General features: G+C 49.9%; 15 protein-coding genes. 10 read left to right on the top strand and 5 right to left on the bottom strand.

The features are described from left to right. Window positions 1–107 precede the first annotated feature (107 nt). On the top strand, window positions 108–728 hold the full coding sequence (locus ACLHG7_RS06000; RefSeq protein WP_410210126.1) for a TetR/AcrR family transcriptional regulator: 621 nt from the start codon (window positions 108–110) through the stop codon (window positions 726–728). A gap of 135 nt (window positions 729–863) precedes the next feature. Continuing rightward, the gene (locus ACLHG7_RS05995; protein WP_410210125.1) at window positions 864–1,628 is read left to right on the top strand and encodes a methyltransferase family protein; all 765 of its coding nucleotides are present in this window, start codon (window positions 864–866) and stop codon (window positions 1,626–1,628) included. 101 nt (window positions 1,629–1,729) lie between these two features. Here ACLHG7_RS05995 and ACLHG7_RS05990 read toward each other — a convergent pair whose 3' ends face one another. Further along, the gene (locus ACLHG7_RS05990; protein WP_410210124.1) at window positions 1,730–2,938 is read right to left on the bottom strand and encodes an acyltransferase family protein; all 1,209 of its coding nucleotides are present in this window, start codon (window positions 2,936–2,938) and stop codon (window positions 1,730–1,732) included. 415 nt (window positions 2,939–3,353) lie between these two features. On the opposite strand from ACLHG7_RS05990, the gene ACLHG7_RS05985 reads away from it, so the two are divergent. Beyond that, window positions 3,354–5,855: a TonB-dependent receptor plug domain-containing protein gene (locus ACLHG7_RS05985; RefSeq protein ID WP_410210123.1), complete on the top strand. Its 2,502-nt coding sequence runs from the start codon at window positions 3,354–3,356 to the stop codon at window positions 5,853–5,855. Between the two features lie 89 nt (window positions 5,856–5,944). Here ACLHG7_RS05985 and ACLHG7_RS05980 read toward each other — a convergent pair whose 3' ends face one another. Then, window positions 5,945–6,247 carry a carboxymuconolactone decarboxylase family protein gene (locus ACLHG7_RS05980; RefSeq protein ID WP_410210122.1) on the bottom strand — a complete coding sequence of 101 codons (303 nt, stop codon included), beginning with the start codon at window positions 6,245–6,247 and terminating at the stop codon, window positions 5,945–5,947. Between the two features lie 456 nt (window positions 6,248–6,703). Here ACLHG7_RS05980 and ACLHG7_RS05975 point away from each other — a divergent pair, with 456 nt between their 5' ends. Both ACLHG7_RS05975 and ACLHG7_RS05970 read left to right on the top strand, forming a co-directional pair. Further along, window positions 6,704–7,612 carry a metal-dependent hydrolase gene (locus ACLHG7_RS05975; RefSeq protein WP_410210121.1) on the top strand — a complete coding sequence of 303 codons (909 nt, stop codon included), beginning with the start codon at window positions 6,704–6,706 and terminating at the stop codon, window positions 7,610–7,612. A 60-nt stretch (window positions 7,613–7,672) separates the two neighbouring features. Continuing rightward, window positions 7,673–8,476, top strand: a complete 804-nt coding sequence (locus ACLHG7_RS05970) for an alpha/beta fold hydrolase (protein WP_410210120.1) — start codon at window positions 7,673–7,675, stop codon at window positions 8,474–8,476. 10 nt (window positions 8,477–8,486) lie between these two features. Here the strand turns inward: ACLHG7_RS05970 and ACLHG7_RS05965 are convergent, their stop codons facing one another. Together ACLHG7_RS05965 and ACLHG7_RS05960 are read right to left on the bottom strand one after the other, a co-directional pair. Then, window positions 8,487–9,743, bottom strand: a complete 1,257-nt coding sequence (locus ACLHG7_RS05965; RefSeq protein ID WP_410210119.1) for an NADH:flavin oxidoreductase/NADH oxidase family protein — start codon at window positions 9,741–9,743, stop codon at window positions 8,487–8,489. 56 nt (window positions 9,744–9,799) lie between these two features. Then, complete coding sequence (locus ACLHG7_RS05960; protein WP_410210118.1) at window positions 9,800–10,414, bottom strand: TetR/AcrR family transcriptional regulator; 615 nt, start codon at window positions 10,412–10,414, stop codon at window positions 9,800–9,802. 487 nt (window positions 10,415–10,901) lie between these two features. Between ACLHG7_RS05960 and ACLHG7_RS05955 the strand changes: the two genes are divergently transcribed. Continuing rightward, window positions 10,902–12,206, top strand: coding sequence for a M12 family metallo-peptidase (locus tag ACLHG7_RS05955; protein ID WP_410210117.1), 1,305 nt, complete (start codon window positions 10,902–10,904; stop codon window positions 12,204–12,206). Window positions 12,207–12,273: 67 nt separating this feature from the next. Here ACLHG7_RS05955 and ACLHG7_RS05950 read toward each other — a convergent pair whose 3' ends face one another. Then, window positions 12,274–13,431: an oxygenase MpaB family protein gene (locus ACLHG7_RS05950; protein ID WP_410210116.1), complete on the bottom strand. Its 1,158-nt coding sequence runs from the start codon at window positions 13,429–13,431 to the stop codon at window positions 12,274–12,276. Window positions 13,432–13,558: 127 nt separating this feature from the next. Between ACLHG7_RS05950 and ACLHG7_RS05945 the strand changes: the two genes are divergently transcribed. The 4 genes from ACLHG7_RS05945 to ACLHG7_RS05930 all read left to right on the top strand — a co-directional run bounded on the left by ACLHG7_RS05945 (window position 13,559) and on the right by ACLHG7_RS05930 (window position 16,626). Next, the gene (locus ACLHG7_RS05945) at window positions 13,559–14,167 is read left to right on the top strand and encodes a PadR family transcriptional regulator (protein ID WP_410210115.1); all 609 of its coding nucleotides are present in this window, start codon (window positions 13,559–13,561) and stop codon (window positions 14,165–14,167) included. Between the two features lie 236 nt (window positions 14,168–14,403). Further along, a complete protein-coding gene (locus ACLHG7_RS05940) occupies window positions 14,404–15,384 on the top strand; it encodes a putative solute-binding protein (protein ID WP_410210114.1) in 981 nt (326 codons plus the stop codon). Beyond that, entirely contained in the window at window positions 15,371–16,162 is a 792-nt protein-coding gene (locus tag ACLHG7_RS05935) for a glutathione S-transferase family protein (RefSeq protein ID WP_410210113.1), read from the top strand. Before ACLHG7_RS05940 ends, ACLHG7_RS05935 begins: the two co-directional genes overlap by 14 nt. Next, window positions 16,159–16,626 (top strand): hypothetical protein, encoded by a 468-nt coding sequence (locus ACLHG7_RS05930; protein ID WP_410210112.1) that lies wholly within the window; start codon window positions 16,159–16,161, stop codon window positions 16,624–16,626. Before ACLHG7_RS05935 ends, ACLHG7_RS05930 begins: the two co-directional genes overlap by 4 nt. Window positions 16,627–16,648 lie beyond the last annotated feature (22 nt).

The raw sequence follows: 16,648 nt of genomic DNA, 5'->3' as shown, positions 1-16,648 counted from the left end.
AAGGTTGCATTCCACCGACAATAATACGAATATATATTCGTATTCAATTCGCGTTTCATTCGCCAATAGGCATCACCGACAAATATAAAAGCAGTGAGCACCCTCATATGCGCAAACGTCCCAGACAAGAACGCTCCCAACAGATGGTCGAGACCCTGATCGAAGCGACCGCTCGCTGTGTCACCAAGTACGGTCTGGAAGGCGTGACCACGCCCAAGATTGCTGAGGTTGCCGGCGTCAGCGTCGGCTCGCTGTATCAGTACTTCGATGACAAACAAGCGCTGATCGAAGCCTTGCTTGAACAAAAGACCCGTGAAATGATCGAAAACCTGCATAAACTGGTTGTCGATCTGGACTCCGATGACCTTGCCCACATCGTGCATGAGTCGATCCTGTTTGGCTTTAGTCTGTTTCGGCAGGAAGATGGCTTATATTTAGAGATTGCACGCAACTGGCACCGTCTGCCGATCCAGAAGATGATCGACACCATGCAGAATTATTCACTGGATTTTGGGCGACTTTATTTCCTGAAGTTCTACCAGAAGTACCCGATTGAGAATCTGCACGTCCGTTTTTTTATCATTGTGAACAGCACGCTATTCACCATGACCCAACACTTAAATGCGCCGCAGAGCATGATCAAAGAGCAAGAGATCATCGACGGTTTGACCCAGATGGTAGTGGGGTATTTGCAGATGGAAAATCCGATCAAGCCCATGCCAGAGTAGAGCACGCCTCTCCCTTCTTGAGATGATGAGGTCGTTGACCCATTCCTTAAACGAAATCCCCTGTGCCATCATCTTGCTTGAAAACTGCACACAGCAAGCCTAGTATGATCAACACTTAATAATAAGGATTCCATGATGGAAACCCAAAAAAACGAAGGCTCAGGTTTACAAGCAACGACCGCCCCGCATTGGGCACAGTCCATGCGCAAATTGAACGACTGGATGCTGTTCAATATCGGTGGTGGTCCACGACCCTTCAAGTTGGCGTGGATCATCAACCTCCAAAAAGGCGGCAGCTTTTTTCTCTTCGGTTTCTTGATGTGGTACTACGCGGATAAAACGCCGTGGGCCACCTCAACGGCCGCTTGGGTTTATCTTGCGCTGCATGGCAGCTATGGATTGGTCTGGCTCCTCAAAGATATCGCATTCCCTGACCCCAACTGGCAACCGCGCTGTACCATTCCCAGTGCGATTTGGGGGTTCATTGGCTTAGCGTTGTATTGGATGATCGGCTGGTTACTCATTTCGGGTATCGCCAATCCGCACTATCCCCTGCCAGACAATGCGTGGTTCGCCTTGTGTATCTCTATATGTTTACTGGGTTGTGTCATCGTTTTTGGTGCCGACACACAGAAATATGTTCAACTTCGCGCAGCACGCGGACTGATTACCAATGGTATGTTCACCTATATCCGTCACCCTAATTATTTGGGTGAGATGATGATTTATGGCAGTTTCGCCCTCATGACATGGCACTGGCTCCCAGTACTGGTGCTCGCTTATTATTGGGGGACCATGTTTGCGGTAAACATGGTTATGAAGGAAGCCAGCATGTCGCGCTATCCGACATGGGCTGCGTATAAAAAACGCAGTTGGTGGTTAATTCCGGGCATCTTTTAATCTGGCATCGACTCATAACGTTCTCGGCTAATGAAGCTGCAACTATCGACGACAATACATGCCCTCTCCCTAGGAGAGGGTTCAGGTCAGAGTGCTTTTAATCACCGAAACTCCACAATCTGCTCGCCTCGCTCTTTCTTCATCAGCTTGTGTCTGAAATAACGATTGAGCGGATCGGAATACAGTCGGGCAATCGCATAGCTTAGAATCAAGCTGCCCACCGCAAAGACCACCAGCAGTAGAGCCTTCTCATTGCCCACCACCGATGCTGGTGGATAAAACACCTTGATCAACCCCAAGATCACCAGATGAAACAGATAGAGCTCATAGCTGCGTTTACCCAGACTGCGGATAGCGCGCGCTACGATATTCTGCTTAGGCACAGGCAACTGATCATCACTTTTTACGCTGCCGTTTTTTAATACGCTACCCACCAACAGAATCGCTGTGCAAAACGACATGAAGGTCACGCCCCAGATATTATTATCGCCAATCGAGGCATACAAATAAAACACCACCATGGTGATGATCGTGACAATCTGGATAAATTTGCTGATAGAGGGATTAAAAACAATACGCTTAACCGCAAGCGTATTCGCCAGCACCGCCGCGCAGCAGCCAATCGCAATGCCATCAAAACTTGAGAAATACGCATACAGATAGGCTTCAGTATCCGCATCCTGATGATAAGAACGATAGATCGGCCCGATGATGATAAACACCAGCCAAAACAAAACCAAATATTTCGACTTCCTTAAAAACAAACAGGCAATCGGGAAGCTTAGATAAAACACCTCCTCCACCGACAATGACCACAGCACCCCCAGCGCATAGTTGACCCAACCATACTTGATGATCAGCACATTCATCCAGAAGGTAAGCGATGCAAAGTTCACTAATGCATAAGAGAAGGGTGCGCCGTTATAGTCATCATTCAAAAAGGGTTTAAGCTCAAGCAAGCTCAAGCCATTGACGATAACCAGCAGCAACAGCAAGCTGGGGATGATTCTGGCGATGCGCATGCCGTAAAAAGACCAGATATGAACCCGCTCCAGACTCTGCCAGCGCTTTATTGCATGCGAGGTAATCAGAAATCCTGAAATCACAAAGAACATCGTGACCCCATAGTTACCATTTCGGGCAATGGCGCGGATCAGCGGAAAGCCCAAGATATGGAAGTTCAGGAAGGTATCGGAAATTCGATAGGGAATATTAAAGTGATGCAAGAGCACCACTAAAATCGAGATACCGCGTAAAAAATCAATCGTCAGGTTCCTTGACCGAATCCCTGTGGGCAAAGTGCTTGTCATCCGTATGGTTTCCCCATAAAAATTGGACAGAATGGTTTATCTATAACAATGTTTATAAAGGAAACTTAATGAGGTTTTCAATTTTTATGTATAACAATTGAAAAGTACATTGTGCATGAAACGTTTAGATCGAAGCAGAGGTTCGTACTTATCCACCCCAAACTGCAAATGCATACCAAGATACTAAGCATCCCCATGCCACAGATAACGTTATCAAAAATACGTGTTTGCCTGCACTGGCGATTTAATCAAGAATAGATTTGAGTTAATTTTTTTACTAAACGGTAAATATTCACTACTTTTCTTTTTTAGACACCTAGGGTTTCGATTTATGTTTAACGCTTTCCGTAGAAATGATGGGGTATCTCTACGCCAGACACCGCTCACAACCCAAAAAACATTGTTGCACAGATCCATGCAAACGCGACCCGCCAGCCCGTTGCCCCTCTCTATGTCTGTCGGCGCGCTCATCCTCGCGTTGCAATCAGGCGTCGTATACGCCGAGACTACGACATCCACGACACCGGCGACTTCAACAACCACGGCTGCACCCAGCGAAAACCCCGTTGAAGCCGTCGTCGTCACGGGCGTACGCCGTGTCAGTGGCTTAAAAGCAGTGGACAGCGCATCACCGATCACCGTCCTCGATGCGGCGACACTCAAGCGCACTGGACAACCCGATTTAGTGCAAGCACTCGCGCAAAATGTGCCGTCTTTTACCGCACAAGCAGCAGGTGGGGATACGGCAAGCCTCACGCTCGCCGCACAGTTACGTGGCTTGAATCCCAATGATACGCTGGTACTGATCAATGGCAAACGCCGCCATACCAATGCCAATCTTGCAGTAGATGGCAATCCCTTTAACGGGCCCTTTAATGGCTCAGCCGCCACAGATTTAAGCCTGATCCCGATTGCGGCCATTGACCATATTGAAATCCTGCAAGACGGCGCAGCCGCGCAATACGGCACCGATGCGATTGCAGGGGTCGTCAATATTATTCTTAAAAAGGATGCCAGTGGCGGCAGCGTCTCAACCACCGGCGGACAATATATTGATGGTGGTGGCAAAACGGCGGATGCCTCCGTCAATGCTGGCTTTGCGCCAACCGATTCAAGCTTTATCAACGTGACAGCGGAAACCAAGTTCCATGGCCACAGCGTGCGCAGTAGCATCGATCCCCGCGTGACCAGTCCGGCCAATATTGCAGCGATGCCCCACCTCACCAGCGTACCCGGCTACCCCAACCTCAGCCCCGTGGTGGGTGATGCGGCATACCATCTCAATCTATTCTCAGTCAATGCGGGCATTGATCTAAACGAGGATCTACAGCTCTATGGCTTTGGGACTTATGGTGAAAAGACATCCAACGCCTATGAAATCTACCGCCTACCCAATGCTCTGCCAGCACTGTATCCCAATGGCTTTGTGCCGAGTGAAACGATAGACGAAAAGGACTTCGCCATCACCACAGGGATCAAAGGTCGGCTCTGGGATAAGTGGCACTGGGATCTGTCGACCACGTACGGCAGTGATAGCGATGAACTGGGTAACATCAATACCGCCAATATCTCACTCTACCAAGATACTGGCTCAACCCCGACGGAGTTTCATGTCGGCAAATTCAAAACGACCCAGTGGACGACCAATCTAGACGTCAGTCGTGAATTTGACATTGGCTTGGCCAAGCCGATCAATTTAGCATTCGGCACCGAATATCGCAAAGACACCTATGCCATTGGTCAGGGTGATCCCGCATCGACCTACAAAGAAGGCTCGCAAGCCTTCCCGGGTTTTTTAGCGACTGACGCGGGCAATCATAGCCGCAACAATACCTCGCTCTATGTCGATCTGGCAGCGAACCCCTTGGAGAAGCTCAAAGTCGATCTGGCAGGGCGCTATGAAAAATACAGTGACTTTGGCAGTACACGCGTGGGCAAACTCACGGCGCGCTATGACTTTGTGCCCGAGTTCGCCATCCGTGGCACGGTCAGCAACGGTTTTCGCGCACCGACTTTAGCCGAAGAATACTACTCCGCGACCAACGTCAGGCCAGACTCCGCCACGGTGCAATTGCCGCCGAACGCTCCCGCAGCCGCACTGATCGGCATCAATGGCTTAAAGCCAGAAAAATCGCAAAACTATAGCGTCGGATTTGTGTTTAAACCGATCCCGAAAGCCACCATTACCCTAGATGCCTATCAGATTGATATCCGAGATCGTATCGTCAACAGTGGCACGCTCAATGGTTCAGGCTACGCAGTGAATTCGCCTGCGGTGCGCAGTGCGATCATTGCCAATGGCAATATTCTGGACCCCAGTGTGACCAAGACTGGGATCAGTATCTTCTCCAATGCGGTTGATACCCGCACCAAAGGTGCCGAGCTGGTGTTTAACTATGCCAGTGACTATCAGGATTATGGCCGGGTCGATTGGTCTGTCGCCGCCAGCTACAACACCACGGATGTCGTCAAAATCAACCAAATCCCCAGCCAACTCGCGCCGCAGCGTTTGCTCGACCAAGCGGCTATTTCAGACCTTGAAACTGCAACGCCCAAGTACCGTGTCAACTTAGGCGCACTGTATCGTAATGGTCCTTGGACGGTTAGTTTACGAGAATCCATTTACGGACCGTCTTCGGAATACTCGGCGGCACCCGATGGTCAGACCTTTTACAAATCCACCATTTCAACCAAGTTCATTACCGACTTAGAAATCGCCAATCGGATTACCCCATCGGTCACCGTAGCGATCGGGGCAAACAATCTCTTTAATCAATACCCCAACAAAGTGAACGGGGAGTTACTCGCGATTGAACAAGCCCAAGGCAGCTTCTTAGCCGGACGTGATCTGCCGAGCTTTTCACCAATTGGCATTAACGGTGGTTATTACTACGGCAAGCTGACCTATACGTTTTAATGCGGTCATGCTGAATCTCCACACCTAGCCACTCACAAACAAAAGCCCCCTCATCGAATGAGGGGGCTTTTGTGATTAAACGCTGGCAATCAAGGCTTAACTGGATAACGGCTCGAAATCGCAATACGGTTCCACGCATTGATCACCACACCCAGCCATTCGATCGCAGCGACCTCCGCTTGCGACAGCACATTCGCCGCCTCATCATAGACGGCATCAGGCACTTGTCCCACAGAGATCAGCGTAACCGCCTCAATCAGCGCCAAAGCCGCACGCTCTTTCACCGTGAAGTATCCCGTCTCGCGCCATGCTGGCAGCACATTGATCCGGTCGCGACTCTCGCCGCTCTCTTCGGCATCTTTGCCATGTAAACGCACACAGTAAGCGCACACAGTAAGCGCATTGATTGAGCTGTGAGGCGCGCAGACGCAAGAGATGGGCAAAGCCCTCTTTGATTCCCGCTTGTGCAAGTTGCTCAGTCACCAGATTATCAAGCTGTGCGACGCCTTGATACATCTCTTGCGATGCCTTACCAAGGTTAATCCGTGAACTGCTCATGGTCATTCTCCTGTCTTCTTATATCCATGTTTTTTGTCTTTGAGATGTCCGATTCACAGGCGGAAACGCTCAAAGGGAATAAATGAATAGTGTGTTTGCAGGATTTAAAGATCAAGGGATGGTTGCAGGAAAGCAACAGATTAAGTCAGTTCACTACTGAAATAAAGATGGACACAGCTGCAACAAAACAATCTCTCTTAAAATTGACACACAGCGTTATCAGATATAAACTGATAACACACGTTATCTTATTTTCAAATGAAAAGTACACCCACACACTGGAGTGGATCATGACAACCATCCTGAAAACAGCAACTCAACCGTCCGCCATCCTGCCGCGTAAAATAAAACTCGATTGGAGTCAGACTCCACTGCATGCACTCAAGCAAGCACCCGAAGCAGGACACTATATCAATGCCATGCATCTTCTGGTGCATATCGAATTCTGGTTCTGCAAACTGTTTAATAAAGCTTTACCGGAAATCCAAGATCAAACACTCGTGGCTGACATGAAAGCGTTCATGCGGCAAGAAGCGACACATGCGCGCACGCATATTGGCGCGCGTGAACATCTGGCTGCTGGTGGAACAGAGATTGACTCGTTTCTCAAGGACTATGAGTGGTTCTTTGATGTCGTACTAGGAGATCACAATCTACAGCAGTATCCTTGGCTAAAACCTTTAGAACGCTGGTGGCTGAATCAGCGCTTATCCATTACTTCAGGTCTTGAGCATATGACGTTATTCCTTGCCAAATGGGTACTGGAAAATCATGACATGCTCTCAAAAGCTGGGGTCGATCAAGCCGTATTGGATTTGCTCATTTGGCATTCTATGGAAGAGATTGAACATCGCAATGTTGCTTTTGATGTGTATAATCAGATGTCGGGCAACTTGGCATCTCGCCGTTTTTGGGGTGTATTGACCTTAGTATTCATGTTTTACTGGTGGCCGCGTGGAGCCAGTCATTTTATGCATCAAGACCCTAGCATGGTCAAGCGTCGCTCAAGAATCACTACCTATCTGCACTGTGCAAGGCAGGGGACGTTACCAAACTTACAATCCCTAGGCGCATTTTTCTTAAACTATATGAAATCAGATTATCATCCCAGAGATGAAGCGGTAACCGCAGAGATCCTGGACAGATGGGTTCACATTTTGCCACTCGCAAGCGAGTGGACACCATCCAAAGTCAGCTAATCCCGATATCTTTGATACAGGGGTTATGACCCAAAAATCAATCACTATCTGAGTAAACGGATGAACAGGCCCAACCTTGATTTAAACATACAGGTGACAGGTATCGGCACGCCCTTCATCTGGGCACATGGCTTATTGATGAGTATGGCTGTAGAAGATCAAATCGACTGGTTTGAATGGTCATCCTTTCCCAAAAACATACAATTGATTCGTTATGATGCACGAGGGCATGGTGCCAGCAGATCCTCATTGCGTGCTCAAGATTATCATTGGGATCAATTGGGACGAGATATGCTCTCAGTAGCCAGCCTCACTCATCATGAGCAATTTATTGCGGCTGGAGACTCAATGGGCTGTGCGACAGCTCTGTATGCTGCGATACAGGCACCTGAACGCATCAAGGCATTGCTACTGGTCATTCCTCCCACAGCATGGCAAAGCCGTATCACCCAGAAACGACTTTATCGCGGTCTAGCTGTCGCGGGAGGATTACTCGGCGGTTCAAGATTATCATCTCTGACCAGTAGTAATATGGAGCGTATGTTACCGCCGTGGCTGGTCACTGCGGAGAAAGAAAAACTGCACGCTCTCTCCGAAGGTCTGGCAACCCGTAGTCGATTGACATTGTGGAATCTCATGCGTGGTGTAGCCGTCAGTGATCTACCAACCCGTGAGCAACTGACCGCATTAAAGGATATCCCTATCGCCATCATCGGCTGGACGGATGATCGTTCTCATCCAACAGCCACCGCAGAAACCTTGCATGCATGGCTGCCTCAATCCAGTCTCTATATTGCAAGAAACTATCAAGACTTTAAGACCATTCCCAAACGCATGCAGGATTTCATTGCCCGGTTTACCTAGTCTGAATGATTTACGCCCTTAAACGGGTTTTGAACGTTCCCCATCCATTGGTCAGTAAAGTATTCAACAAAGACCACAGCGCAGACTCATGCGGACGTGGCTCATGTCCATGCGCCAATCGCTTTAACTGACGCGCATACCATGCCACCTCCATGAGCGCCATTTTGTCCACAAAAGCGATACCTGTTTTTATTGGTTTAACTTGATAACGCGGCTCTAAACCCGCCAAGACACGTTGTGGCAAATCAGGCTCAATCGCAAGACTTCGTGCCAGACCAACAAAATCCACTGCACCCGACTCCAGAGCCGCTTGCATTCCCCCAAGACTGCGAAAGCCTCCCGTTACCATGATTGGAACAGACGTTGTGGTACGCGCTTTTTCAGCAAACTCTAAAAAATACGCTTCACGGGCTTGTGTTGATGCTTTAGCGGGGGCACTTTTTCGGCCTGCCATTGCGGGAGCTTCATAAGTTCCGCCTGAGATTTCAATCAGGTCAATGCCCACCTCGCTTAAAGCACGGATCACATCCAGCGACTCCTCTTCACCGAAACCACCGCGCTGAAAATCCGCAGAGTTCAGTTTAATACTGATCGGAAAATCAGGACCCACAACCACTCGGATTGCCTTGAATATTTCAAGAACAAAACGACGACGATTCTCCGCACTGCCACCCCATTGGTCGGTACGCTGATTATGGAGTGGTGAGAGAAACTGACTGACCAGATAACCATGAGCACCATGAATTTGTACGCCGCTAAATCCTGCTTTCTTCGCGATACGGGCTGTCGTCGCAAAACGCTGTATCAGATCCTGAATTTCCAACGTTGTCAGCGCACGCGGGGTCGCAAAGAATGCCTGAAACTCGGAACCAAAAGACACTGCGGAGGGAGAGACCGTTTCCCGATTGAGACCACGAGGAGCTTGTTTACCTGGATGGTTGATCTGCATCCACAAAGCAGTATTGTTATGGGTGCCTGCCTGTGCCCATTCACGTAACAGCTTCAAATCCCGCTCGTCCTCCACAACAACATTCCCGGGTTCGCCAATCGCTTTACGATCAATCATGACATTACCCGTTATCGCCAGACCAATGCCACCTTGAGCCCAACGCCTATAAAGACGAACTAACGCAGGCGTCACCCGATTATGAGCGGTGCCTTGGGTCTCGCTCATAGCGGATTTGATAAGACGGTTTTTAATCGTTATGCCATTAGGCAACGTAAAGGATTGTGTGAGGGCAGAACTAGAAATCGATGTATTTTGCATATATAAACACTCTGGATAACACTACGTAGGTCGGCTCAGGCAAACCGCTTATTGCTCTATGGCAGCCACACTGCCAAACAGCTCTCCACCACACTTTCAATCGATGCGTTGCAATCCGTGACAACCCAGCGTGTACCAATCATGATGATCGCACCTGTCAAACCTGTCAGGACTAGACCGACACTGGATGCGGGTCTTTGGCTACGGGCATTTGCAACCATAATCATCTGCTGAAAATAGGGTCCAAAATTTTGCAAAAACTCGCTGATATGGCGATCCATGTCCATTCCCATGCCATAAACTTCAAGCAACAAAACGCGTGCAGCTGCACGATCTTCAAATAAGAATTGGCAATAGGCCGTAAAAGCCTGCTTAAGCAGTGCTTCAGGATTGGGTTCCATACATCCTGCCATTGCCTCTTTCATGCGCATGCCTAACTGCTGGAGTACTTGCTCAAATGCGGCCTCAAACAATTGCTCTAATGTGGCAAACGATTCATAAAAATAGCGCGGGGTAAACTTGGCTTCCGCACAGATTTCTCGTACGGTAACCAGACGTGCTCCACGTTGCCCAAATGCCTGAATAGCAATATTGACCAAATGCTGTCGACGTTCTGCACGACGATCCTCAAAGCTTCGCCCGCCATATACTCTCGACTCTGTCGTTGACATTTATTTTCCTCAATTCTTCACAGGATATTTTGATCGTCCTACTTTAGAGGATCCTTGTCCAACTTTGACGGACACCTTTAGTTTTTATCATCTAATCGTCCACATCTGATAACAATTGTTATCTATATGGTATTAGAAGTCAAGCCAATCCTCGATATCCTATTAAAACCATGACCCACTATTCAAAATTTCTGATTCTTTTTCATATCGATATATGACGATCCATATACTCCATATTAATCTCATATCTTACATAGACATACCAAAAGGTAAACTTAAAATCAGGAATTTACTTAACTATTTACATGTTTAAAATTTACGCTACTATCGACACGGCATGATTTATTCCATGCCGAACGCTACATGACTATAGAAACAAAGATAGAAAGATTGATAGCAACAACGTTTTAAGCTGCATTATTTTTTTAACCGTATCTGGCGACGATACGTCTATATCCATATTTTAAAAGCATAGGATTTATAACGCATGAAACTCTTATCCAAGATGATCGCAGGCATCGTCCTGTCCTCAGCCACCCTAACCTCCGTCTACGCAGCACCGCTGTTTAGCCCAGTCTCGCCTGATCTCTTGACGCAAGCGCGTCAGGGACTCACCGCAGGCGCTAGTATTCAGTCCAAACAACTGAGCCGTATCCAAGGCAATGCCACCACCAAAGGCTATAGCCTCGTTAACATCAACACCGCCACTCTTGATCAAGCCAGTCTCGACTTAAACCTGAGCAGCGCCGATACAGAAGTCGCTACTCGCAAAAGAATCAATAAACGTAGCGCCAGCGATTACTCTTGGTTCGGCACCACCAAGGAAGGCTATGCCCTACTCAGTGTGCATGGCGATGCGGTTGAAGGGATCATCCATAAAGCAGGCAAAGTCTATCAATTGAAATCTCTCGGCAGTGGTCTGCATGCCCTCGTTGAGATCGATCAATCCAAATACCCGCGCGATGAGCCACTGGGGTTTGACAGTACGCCAGCCATCAACCCCATCTTCTCCGATGTGCTGCGTCCCATCACTCAAGCGACCATAAACAGCGCCAAACCGAAAGCCACGGTCACCGCTGCGGCAGTCACACCCGTGATTGACGTCCTCGTTGCCTATACCCCAGCCGTACTGGCACTCTATGCCGATACCAATGCCTTGCTTGCGCATATCCAGCTTGCGGTCGATGATGCCAACCAAAGCTATGTTAACAGTGTGGTCAATGCCAAACTCAATCTGGTCAAAACCACTCAAGTGGTCTACACCGAAAACACCACCGCCTCCCAATCCATCCTCAATGACTTCAAGGGCAAAACTGACGGCTATATGGACGATGTCCACGCCCTCATTACCAGCAGTAAAGCCGACGTGAATGTCCTGATTGTCAATAAAGATGGGCTGGACTCTTGCGGGATTGCCGCCACCATCGGTGGTGCGACCACGACCAATGATTTTGTCGTGGTACAAGATAGCTGTGCCGTCGGTAACCACTCCTTCGCTCATGAGCTGGGTCATATCTTCGGTGCACGTCATGACACGGGTTCCGACCCGACCAAAACCCCATATGCCTACGGACATGGCTATCACTACGCTAGCGCGTGGCGCACGATCATGGCCTATCCGGCTTCTTGCCCAAGCGGTTGTACCCGCCTTGGTTACTGGTCCAACCCGAATGTCACCTATCCGACAGTGGTCAATGGTGTGACCCAAGCTATCCCGATGGGTACCACGACCAAAGAAGACAATGCACGCGTGTTGAACGCGAATGTCAGTGTACTGGCGAATATTCGTTAAGCCACTCTTATCTTCTCAAACAACAGCCCGCAAACTCTGCGGGCTGTTGTTGTTTTAAACTATATCTTCAATGCGGCTGAAAATCCGCTGCTACCCCAGCCAGTCCACGCGTCACCATGTTATTCACATAGTGCTGACCAAACGACTCGGCACGCCGTGCCACACCGGGAATCCGGACGATCCCGCTATACACGCGCAGCCCGAATACAAACACACCCACAAGCCGTGCCCCAATGGGATGACGCGGAATCCCCATCGCATCCGCCTTGTCATCCCCAAGCATCCGCCGCGCCAAGACTTCGTGCACTCCCCGTGGCACCCGCTCGGCATCGGGCAGTTTTTTTAAGCCTGTCAGCAGCACCTCTGCCAGTAATCGGGAGTTGTCATCAGGGCTAAAGCACAACGGCAAGATGCGGGCATCTATCGCCTTCTGCTCTTCCACAGTCTCCCCCAGCAGTCCCCGTGGCACACCGAGTAAACGCGTGACATAACGCCAAATCAGATAGTAGCCTTCATGCTCATCAGGCTGGATGCTGGCGCCTAGTGATCGCAGCCGTTCCAGTACCATCTGCCCAAAAAACAGCGGCCCTGCTGCCGTGTGCAATTGGTTGATCGGCTGACCATGAATAATCTGCCAACCGCCCGTTGCCACCAGACGCATTCGCACCATGGCATGCATCAGTCGCACCCGTAAACAAATCTCCCATGCTGCACCACCGGGCCTGAGCGCTTCAGTATCCAGCACGCCAAAGAACAAGGTCGAAGACTCAAACAGCCGCCGTACCACGTTCTGCTCCAAACGCTGCGTACCTGCAAGAATCCGCGCAGAATCGGCACTGGCAAAGGTTGTCATCAACCCGCCGTGAATCAGCGCGATCATCAACTGCGGAAAATGCCGATACGCCATCGCACCGCCACGTCGCATCAAGTCAAAGTCGACCCATTCCGGCACCGCTTCCATATCCGCCAAAAAATCACGGCAAACTGCATTACCCTCACTGGCCAATTGCCGAATCGCAGGCAGCGGACGACTGAGTGGCAATTGACGCGCACGTAGTTCGGTCACCACCCCCTCCGCAAGCGGATCACCCAGCGCAAGCCATGGTGCCAGCGGCATCGCCCATAGCCATGACGTCCGCGACAAACCCGGCAATGGACTGGTGGCGAGATGCGGATTCAATAGATCAGGGTCCAATAAGGCAGAGACTTCAGCATACGCGTCCATGGCAGCACCATTACGGTCAGAAAAGAAGAGATTTTCAGGTTAGCAAATGCATTTTATATATTCAACATGTTGAATATTAAATCTGACGAATGGATGGTAGCATCATTCTTTGCATCGGAGGTCTGCCATGTCATTACGTCACGTCCTGCTCGTCTATCTCGGCACGGGTGCCGCCAGCGGCTATGACATTGTCAAAGGCTTTCAGCACACATATGGTTATCTGTGGAATGCCAGCTTCCAGCAGATCTACCGTGACCTTGCTAAACTACACACCGATGGTCTGATCGATTGCGAAATCGTCGAGAATGCCCCACGCCCACCACGTAAGGTCTACCAGCTCAACCCCAAAGGCTATGAAGCCATGCAGGATTGGCTTGCTGCGCCGCTCAAACTGCCGCATATCAATAGTGCCCTTCTGGTCAAGCTGGCCTCGATCCACTTGCTGGATCGCAATGTCTTTGTCCAAGAATTCGAGCAGCACAAACTGGCGTATCAGAAAACACTGACCGATGTTTACCGTATGCAAGCTGTTTTCCAATCGCTGCCTCCCGCCGTTCTGGAAAAATTCGAAGGGGTTTACCTGACGCTAAAGCACGGGATCGGTCAGATCGAACGCTGGCTGGAATGGGCAAAGGAGGTCGATGTCTTTTTGCAAAAGCAAAAGTGGCTAGAAATCACACCTGCCGATGCGCAAGTCTTCACGCAAGTGATTCAACGCAGTAATCCAGAAAGTTAAAATCCCAGCCGCTGACGCTATACCAATCCATCGATAGCCGCCCTCATTCGAGGGTTTGAGTCGTGTCCAGTGCTTTAAACAATAAAAAGTGGGTCGCATCGACAACCCAATCGATCGGTTTGTAGGAATTTTCGCATTCGCTTATATTCATCAAATTTACTATTCAACATGTTGAATATTTAAATTGCATCTGCTAGCCTAAAAATCATCCATCCTGACCTCAAGGAATTACGGGCATGAAAACCGGATGTAGCATCCTCACCATGGCTCTGCTCGCGGCTGGCTCTGCACAAGCGCAGACCTTCTGTGTTTTTGACATGGTCGGCGCGCAAGGACCGCTGGCGCTGGCCATGCGCGATTACGCCGCACAAGCCAAGGCATGGGGCGCCAATATCACCATCCGCTCCTATGTCGCCGAGCGTGTGGCCGCAGAAGACTTCAAAGTGGAGCAATGTGACGCGGTGTTACTCACGGGTATTCGGGCCCGTCAGTTCAATGCCTTTACGGGCAGCATCGACTCTATTGGGGGGCTGCCCGACTATCCGCAGTTGAAATTGCTGATCAGTACTTTAGCGCGCCCCGAAGCCAGTAAGCTGATGACCGCTGGCAACTACGAAGTGGCGGGTCTAATGCCCCTTGGTGCCGCTTATATTTTTCTGCGGGATCGCCGTATCAATAGCGTGGCAAAAATGGCGGGACGCAAGATAGCGGTACTCGACGATGACAAAGCGCAGTTGGTGATGGCAGAACGCATCGGAGCCCAAGCGGTTGCCAGTGACGTCACCACCTTCGCCGGAAAATTCAATAATGGTCAAGTCGATGCCGCCGCATCCCCTGCCGTGGCCTATCTACCGCTGGAACTGTACAAAGGTGTGGGCAGCGCGGGTGCCGTCTTAAAAATGCCTGTGGCGCAGCTTACCTTCCAGATGGTGATCCACCCTGAAAAATTTCCCGCGGGCTTTGGTCAGCAATCACGCGCATATTTCTACGGACTGTTTGATCCCACGCTCAAAACCATCCGCAGCGCCGAAGATGACATTCTGTTTTTCTTTCCCCCTCCCGATGGCGACGCGCCCAAGTACCGAGAGATGATGCGCCAAGCTCGCATCAGCATGACGCAAAAGGGCATCTACGATCCCAAGATGATGACCCTGATGAAAAAAATTCGCTGCCGTGTAGAGCCTGAACAATCGGAGTGCAGTGATGGACAAGAGTAAGCGCATACTCTATCAATTCCCGCTCTCGCTCTACTGCGAGAAAACCCGCTGGAATCTGGATGCCAAAGGGCTGAATTATACTTGTCGCGACTTGCTGCCGGGTCCACATGCATTTATGGCCTGGCGTCTGGCACGTCAGCGTTGCCTGCCCATACTCTGCGATGAACGACAAACAGTGGGGGACTCGACAACGATCGCACTTTACCTTGAGCACCACTACCCAGAATCTCCGCTATTGCCCAATGACCCCATCGTCAGACAACAGGTGCTAAAACTTGAGGAAGAGTTCGATACGCTGGGGGATCATGTCCGCCGCTTTTGCTGGAGTATGGTCGTCGACAGTCCTGAAGTCAGCGACATTTTCTTCGGTTTTACAGGTTATACACGCTGGCAGCAGATACTCGCTGCATACAGCAGACCTCTACTTAGATTGATGATTCGGCGTACATTCAAGGTTTATGAACCAAGGATTTCCGATTCTTGGCTATACATTCAAAACGCCTTGCAACAGATCGAGCAACTATTGCAGGGTCGCGCAGATCGCTATCTCGTTGGCGATCACTTTACCCTCGCCGATCTCACTGCGGCCAGCATGCTGGCCCCCCTGATTGGTCCAAACAACAGTCCGTGGTCCGACCATCGCATACCTCAGGTCGCTCAGCAGCAACGCGCGGAATTGCGTGCCCGTCTAGTGGGACAATGGGTATGGCGTCTCTATCACGACCATCGCAGTCATCCCCACGATACGCCACACCGTGTAACTCAGGAGCAACTATGAAAAAAATTCTTATCTCCATCGCCCTACTGACCGCATGCGCCTTATCAGGTCAAACCCATGCCGAAGAAATCAAGCCTGATACCGCCGCCCGTTTCATCGTCACTTTCTATCAAGCCATACAACAACACGATCTGGGAACCGTGAGCCGGATGATTGATGACCACGTGGTGATCAAAGTGCTGTGGACACAAGCCGCCCCCGCGCAAACCTTTAGCTTGAGCAAAGCCGACTATCTCCAGCAGTTGAAAGCCACATGGCACTTTGCATCTGATGATCACTACGAGATCAAAAATCTAACCGCCAATATCGTCAATGGCGCAGCTGTCGTGACCTTACAGGAGAACGAGAGCCGTGTGCTCTTCGGCAACAAGGCCGGACAGTTGAACGATCTGAAGATCAGCCTCAGCGGCGATAATGGCAATCCGCGCATTGCCACCATCACCAGTCAAACGGCCTTCTTATAAAAACCAGAAAACCACTGCAAGC

The sequence above is a fragment of the Aquirhabdus sp. genome (genome assembly GCF_046462495.1).
In the GTDB taxonomy this organism is placed as follows: domain Bacteria; phylum Pseudomonadota; class Gammaproteobacteria; order Pseudomonadales; family Moraxellaceae; genus Aquirhabdus.
This window is presented reverse-complemented; position numbering and strand designations above follow the sequence as displayed.

Bases quoted from the DNA above. Each gene is read 5' to 3' on its own strand.
- ACLHG7_RS05935 (WP_410210113.1), top strand. From the start codon at position 15,371: ATGGACAAGAGTAAGCGCATACTCTATCAATTCCCGCTCTCGCTCTAC.
- ACLHG7_RS05990 (WP_410210124.1), bottom strand. From the start codon at position 2,938: ATGACAAGCACTTTGCCCACAGGGATTCGGTCAAGGAACCTGACGATT.
- ACLHG7_RS05965 (WP_410210119.1), bottom strand. From the start codon at position 9,743: ATGCAAAATACATCGATTTCTAGTTCTGCCCTCACACAATCCTTTACG.
- ACLHG7_RS05940 (WP_410210114.1), top strand. From the start codon at position 14,404: ATGAAAACCGGATGTAGCATCCTCACCATGGCTCTGCTCGCGGCTGGC.
- ACLHG7_RS05985 (WP_410210123.1), top strand. From the start codon at position 3,354: ATGCAAACGCGACCCGCCAGCCCGTTGCCCCTCTCTATGTCTGTCGGC.
- ACLHG7_RS05945 (WP_410210115.1), top strand. From the start codon at position 13,559: ATGTCATTACGTCACGTCCTGCTCGTCTATCTCGGCACGGGTGCCGCC.
- ACLHG7_RS05975 (WP_410210121.1), top strand. From the start codon at position 6,704: ATGACAACCATCCTGAAAACAGCAACTCAACCGTCCGCCATCCTGCCG.
- ACLHG7_RS05970 (WP_410210120.1), top strand. From the start codon at position 7,673: ATGAACAGGCCCAACCTTGATTTAAACATACAGGTGACAGGTATCGGC.
- ACLHG7_RS05995 (WP_410210125.1), top strand. From the start codon at position 864: ATGGAAACCCAAAAAAACGAAGGCTCAGGTTTACAAGCAACGACCGCC.
- ACLHG7_RS05930 (WP_410210112.1), top strand. From the start codon at position 16,159: ATGAAAAAAATTCTTATCTCCATCGCCCTACTGACCGCATGCGCCTTA.
- ACLHG7_RS05950 (WP_410210116.1), bottom strand. From the start codon at position 13,431: ATGGACGCGTATGCTGAAGTCTCTGCCTTATTGGACCCTGATCTATTG.
- ACLHG7_RS05960 (WP_410210118.1), bottom strand. From the start codon at position 10,414: ATGTCAACGACAGAGTCGAGAGTATATGGCGGGCGAAGCTTTGAGGAT.
- ACLHG7_RS06000 (WP_410210126.1), top strand. From the start codon at position 108: ATGCGCAAACGTCCCAGACAAGAACGCTCCCAACAGATGGTCGAGACC.
- ACLHG7_RS05955 (WP_410210117.1), top strand. From the start codon at position 10,902: ATGAAACTCTTATCCAAGATGATCGCAGGCATCGTCCTGTCCTCAGCC.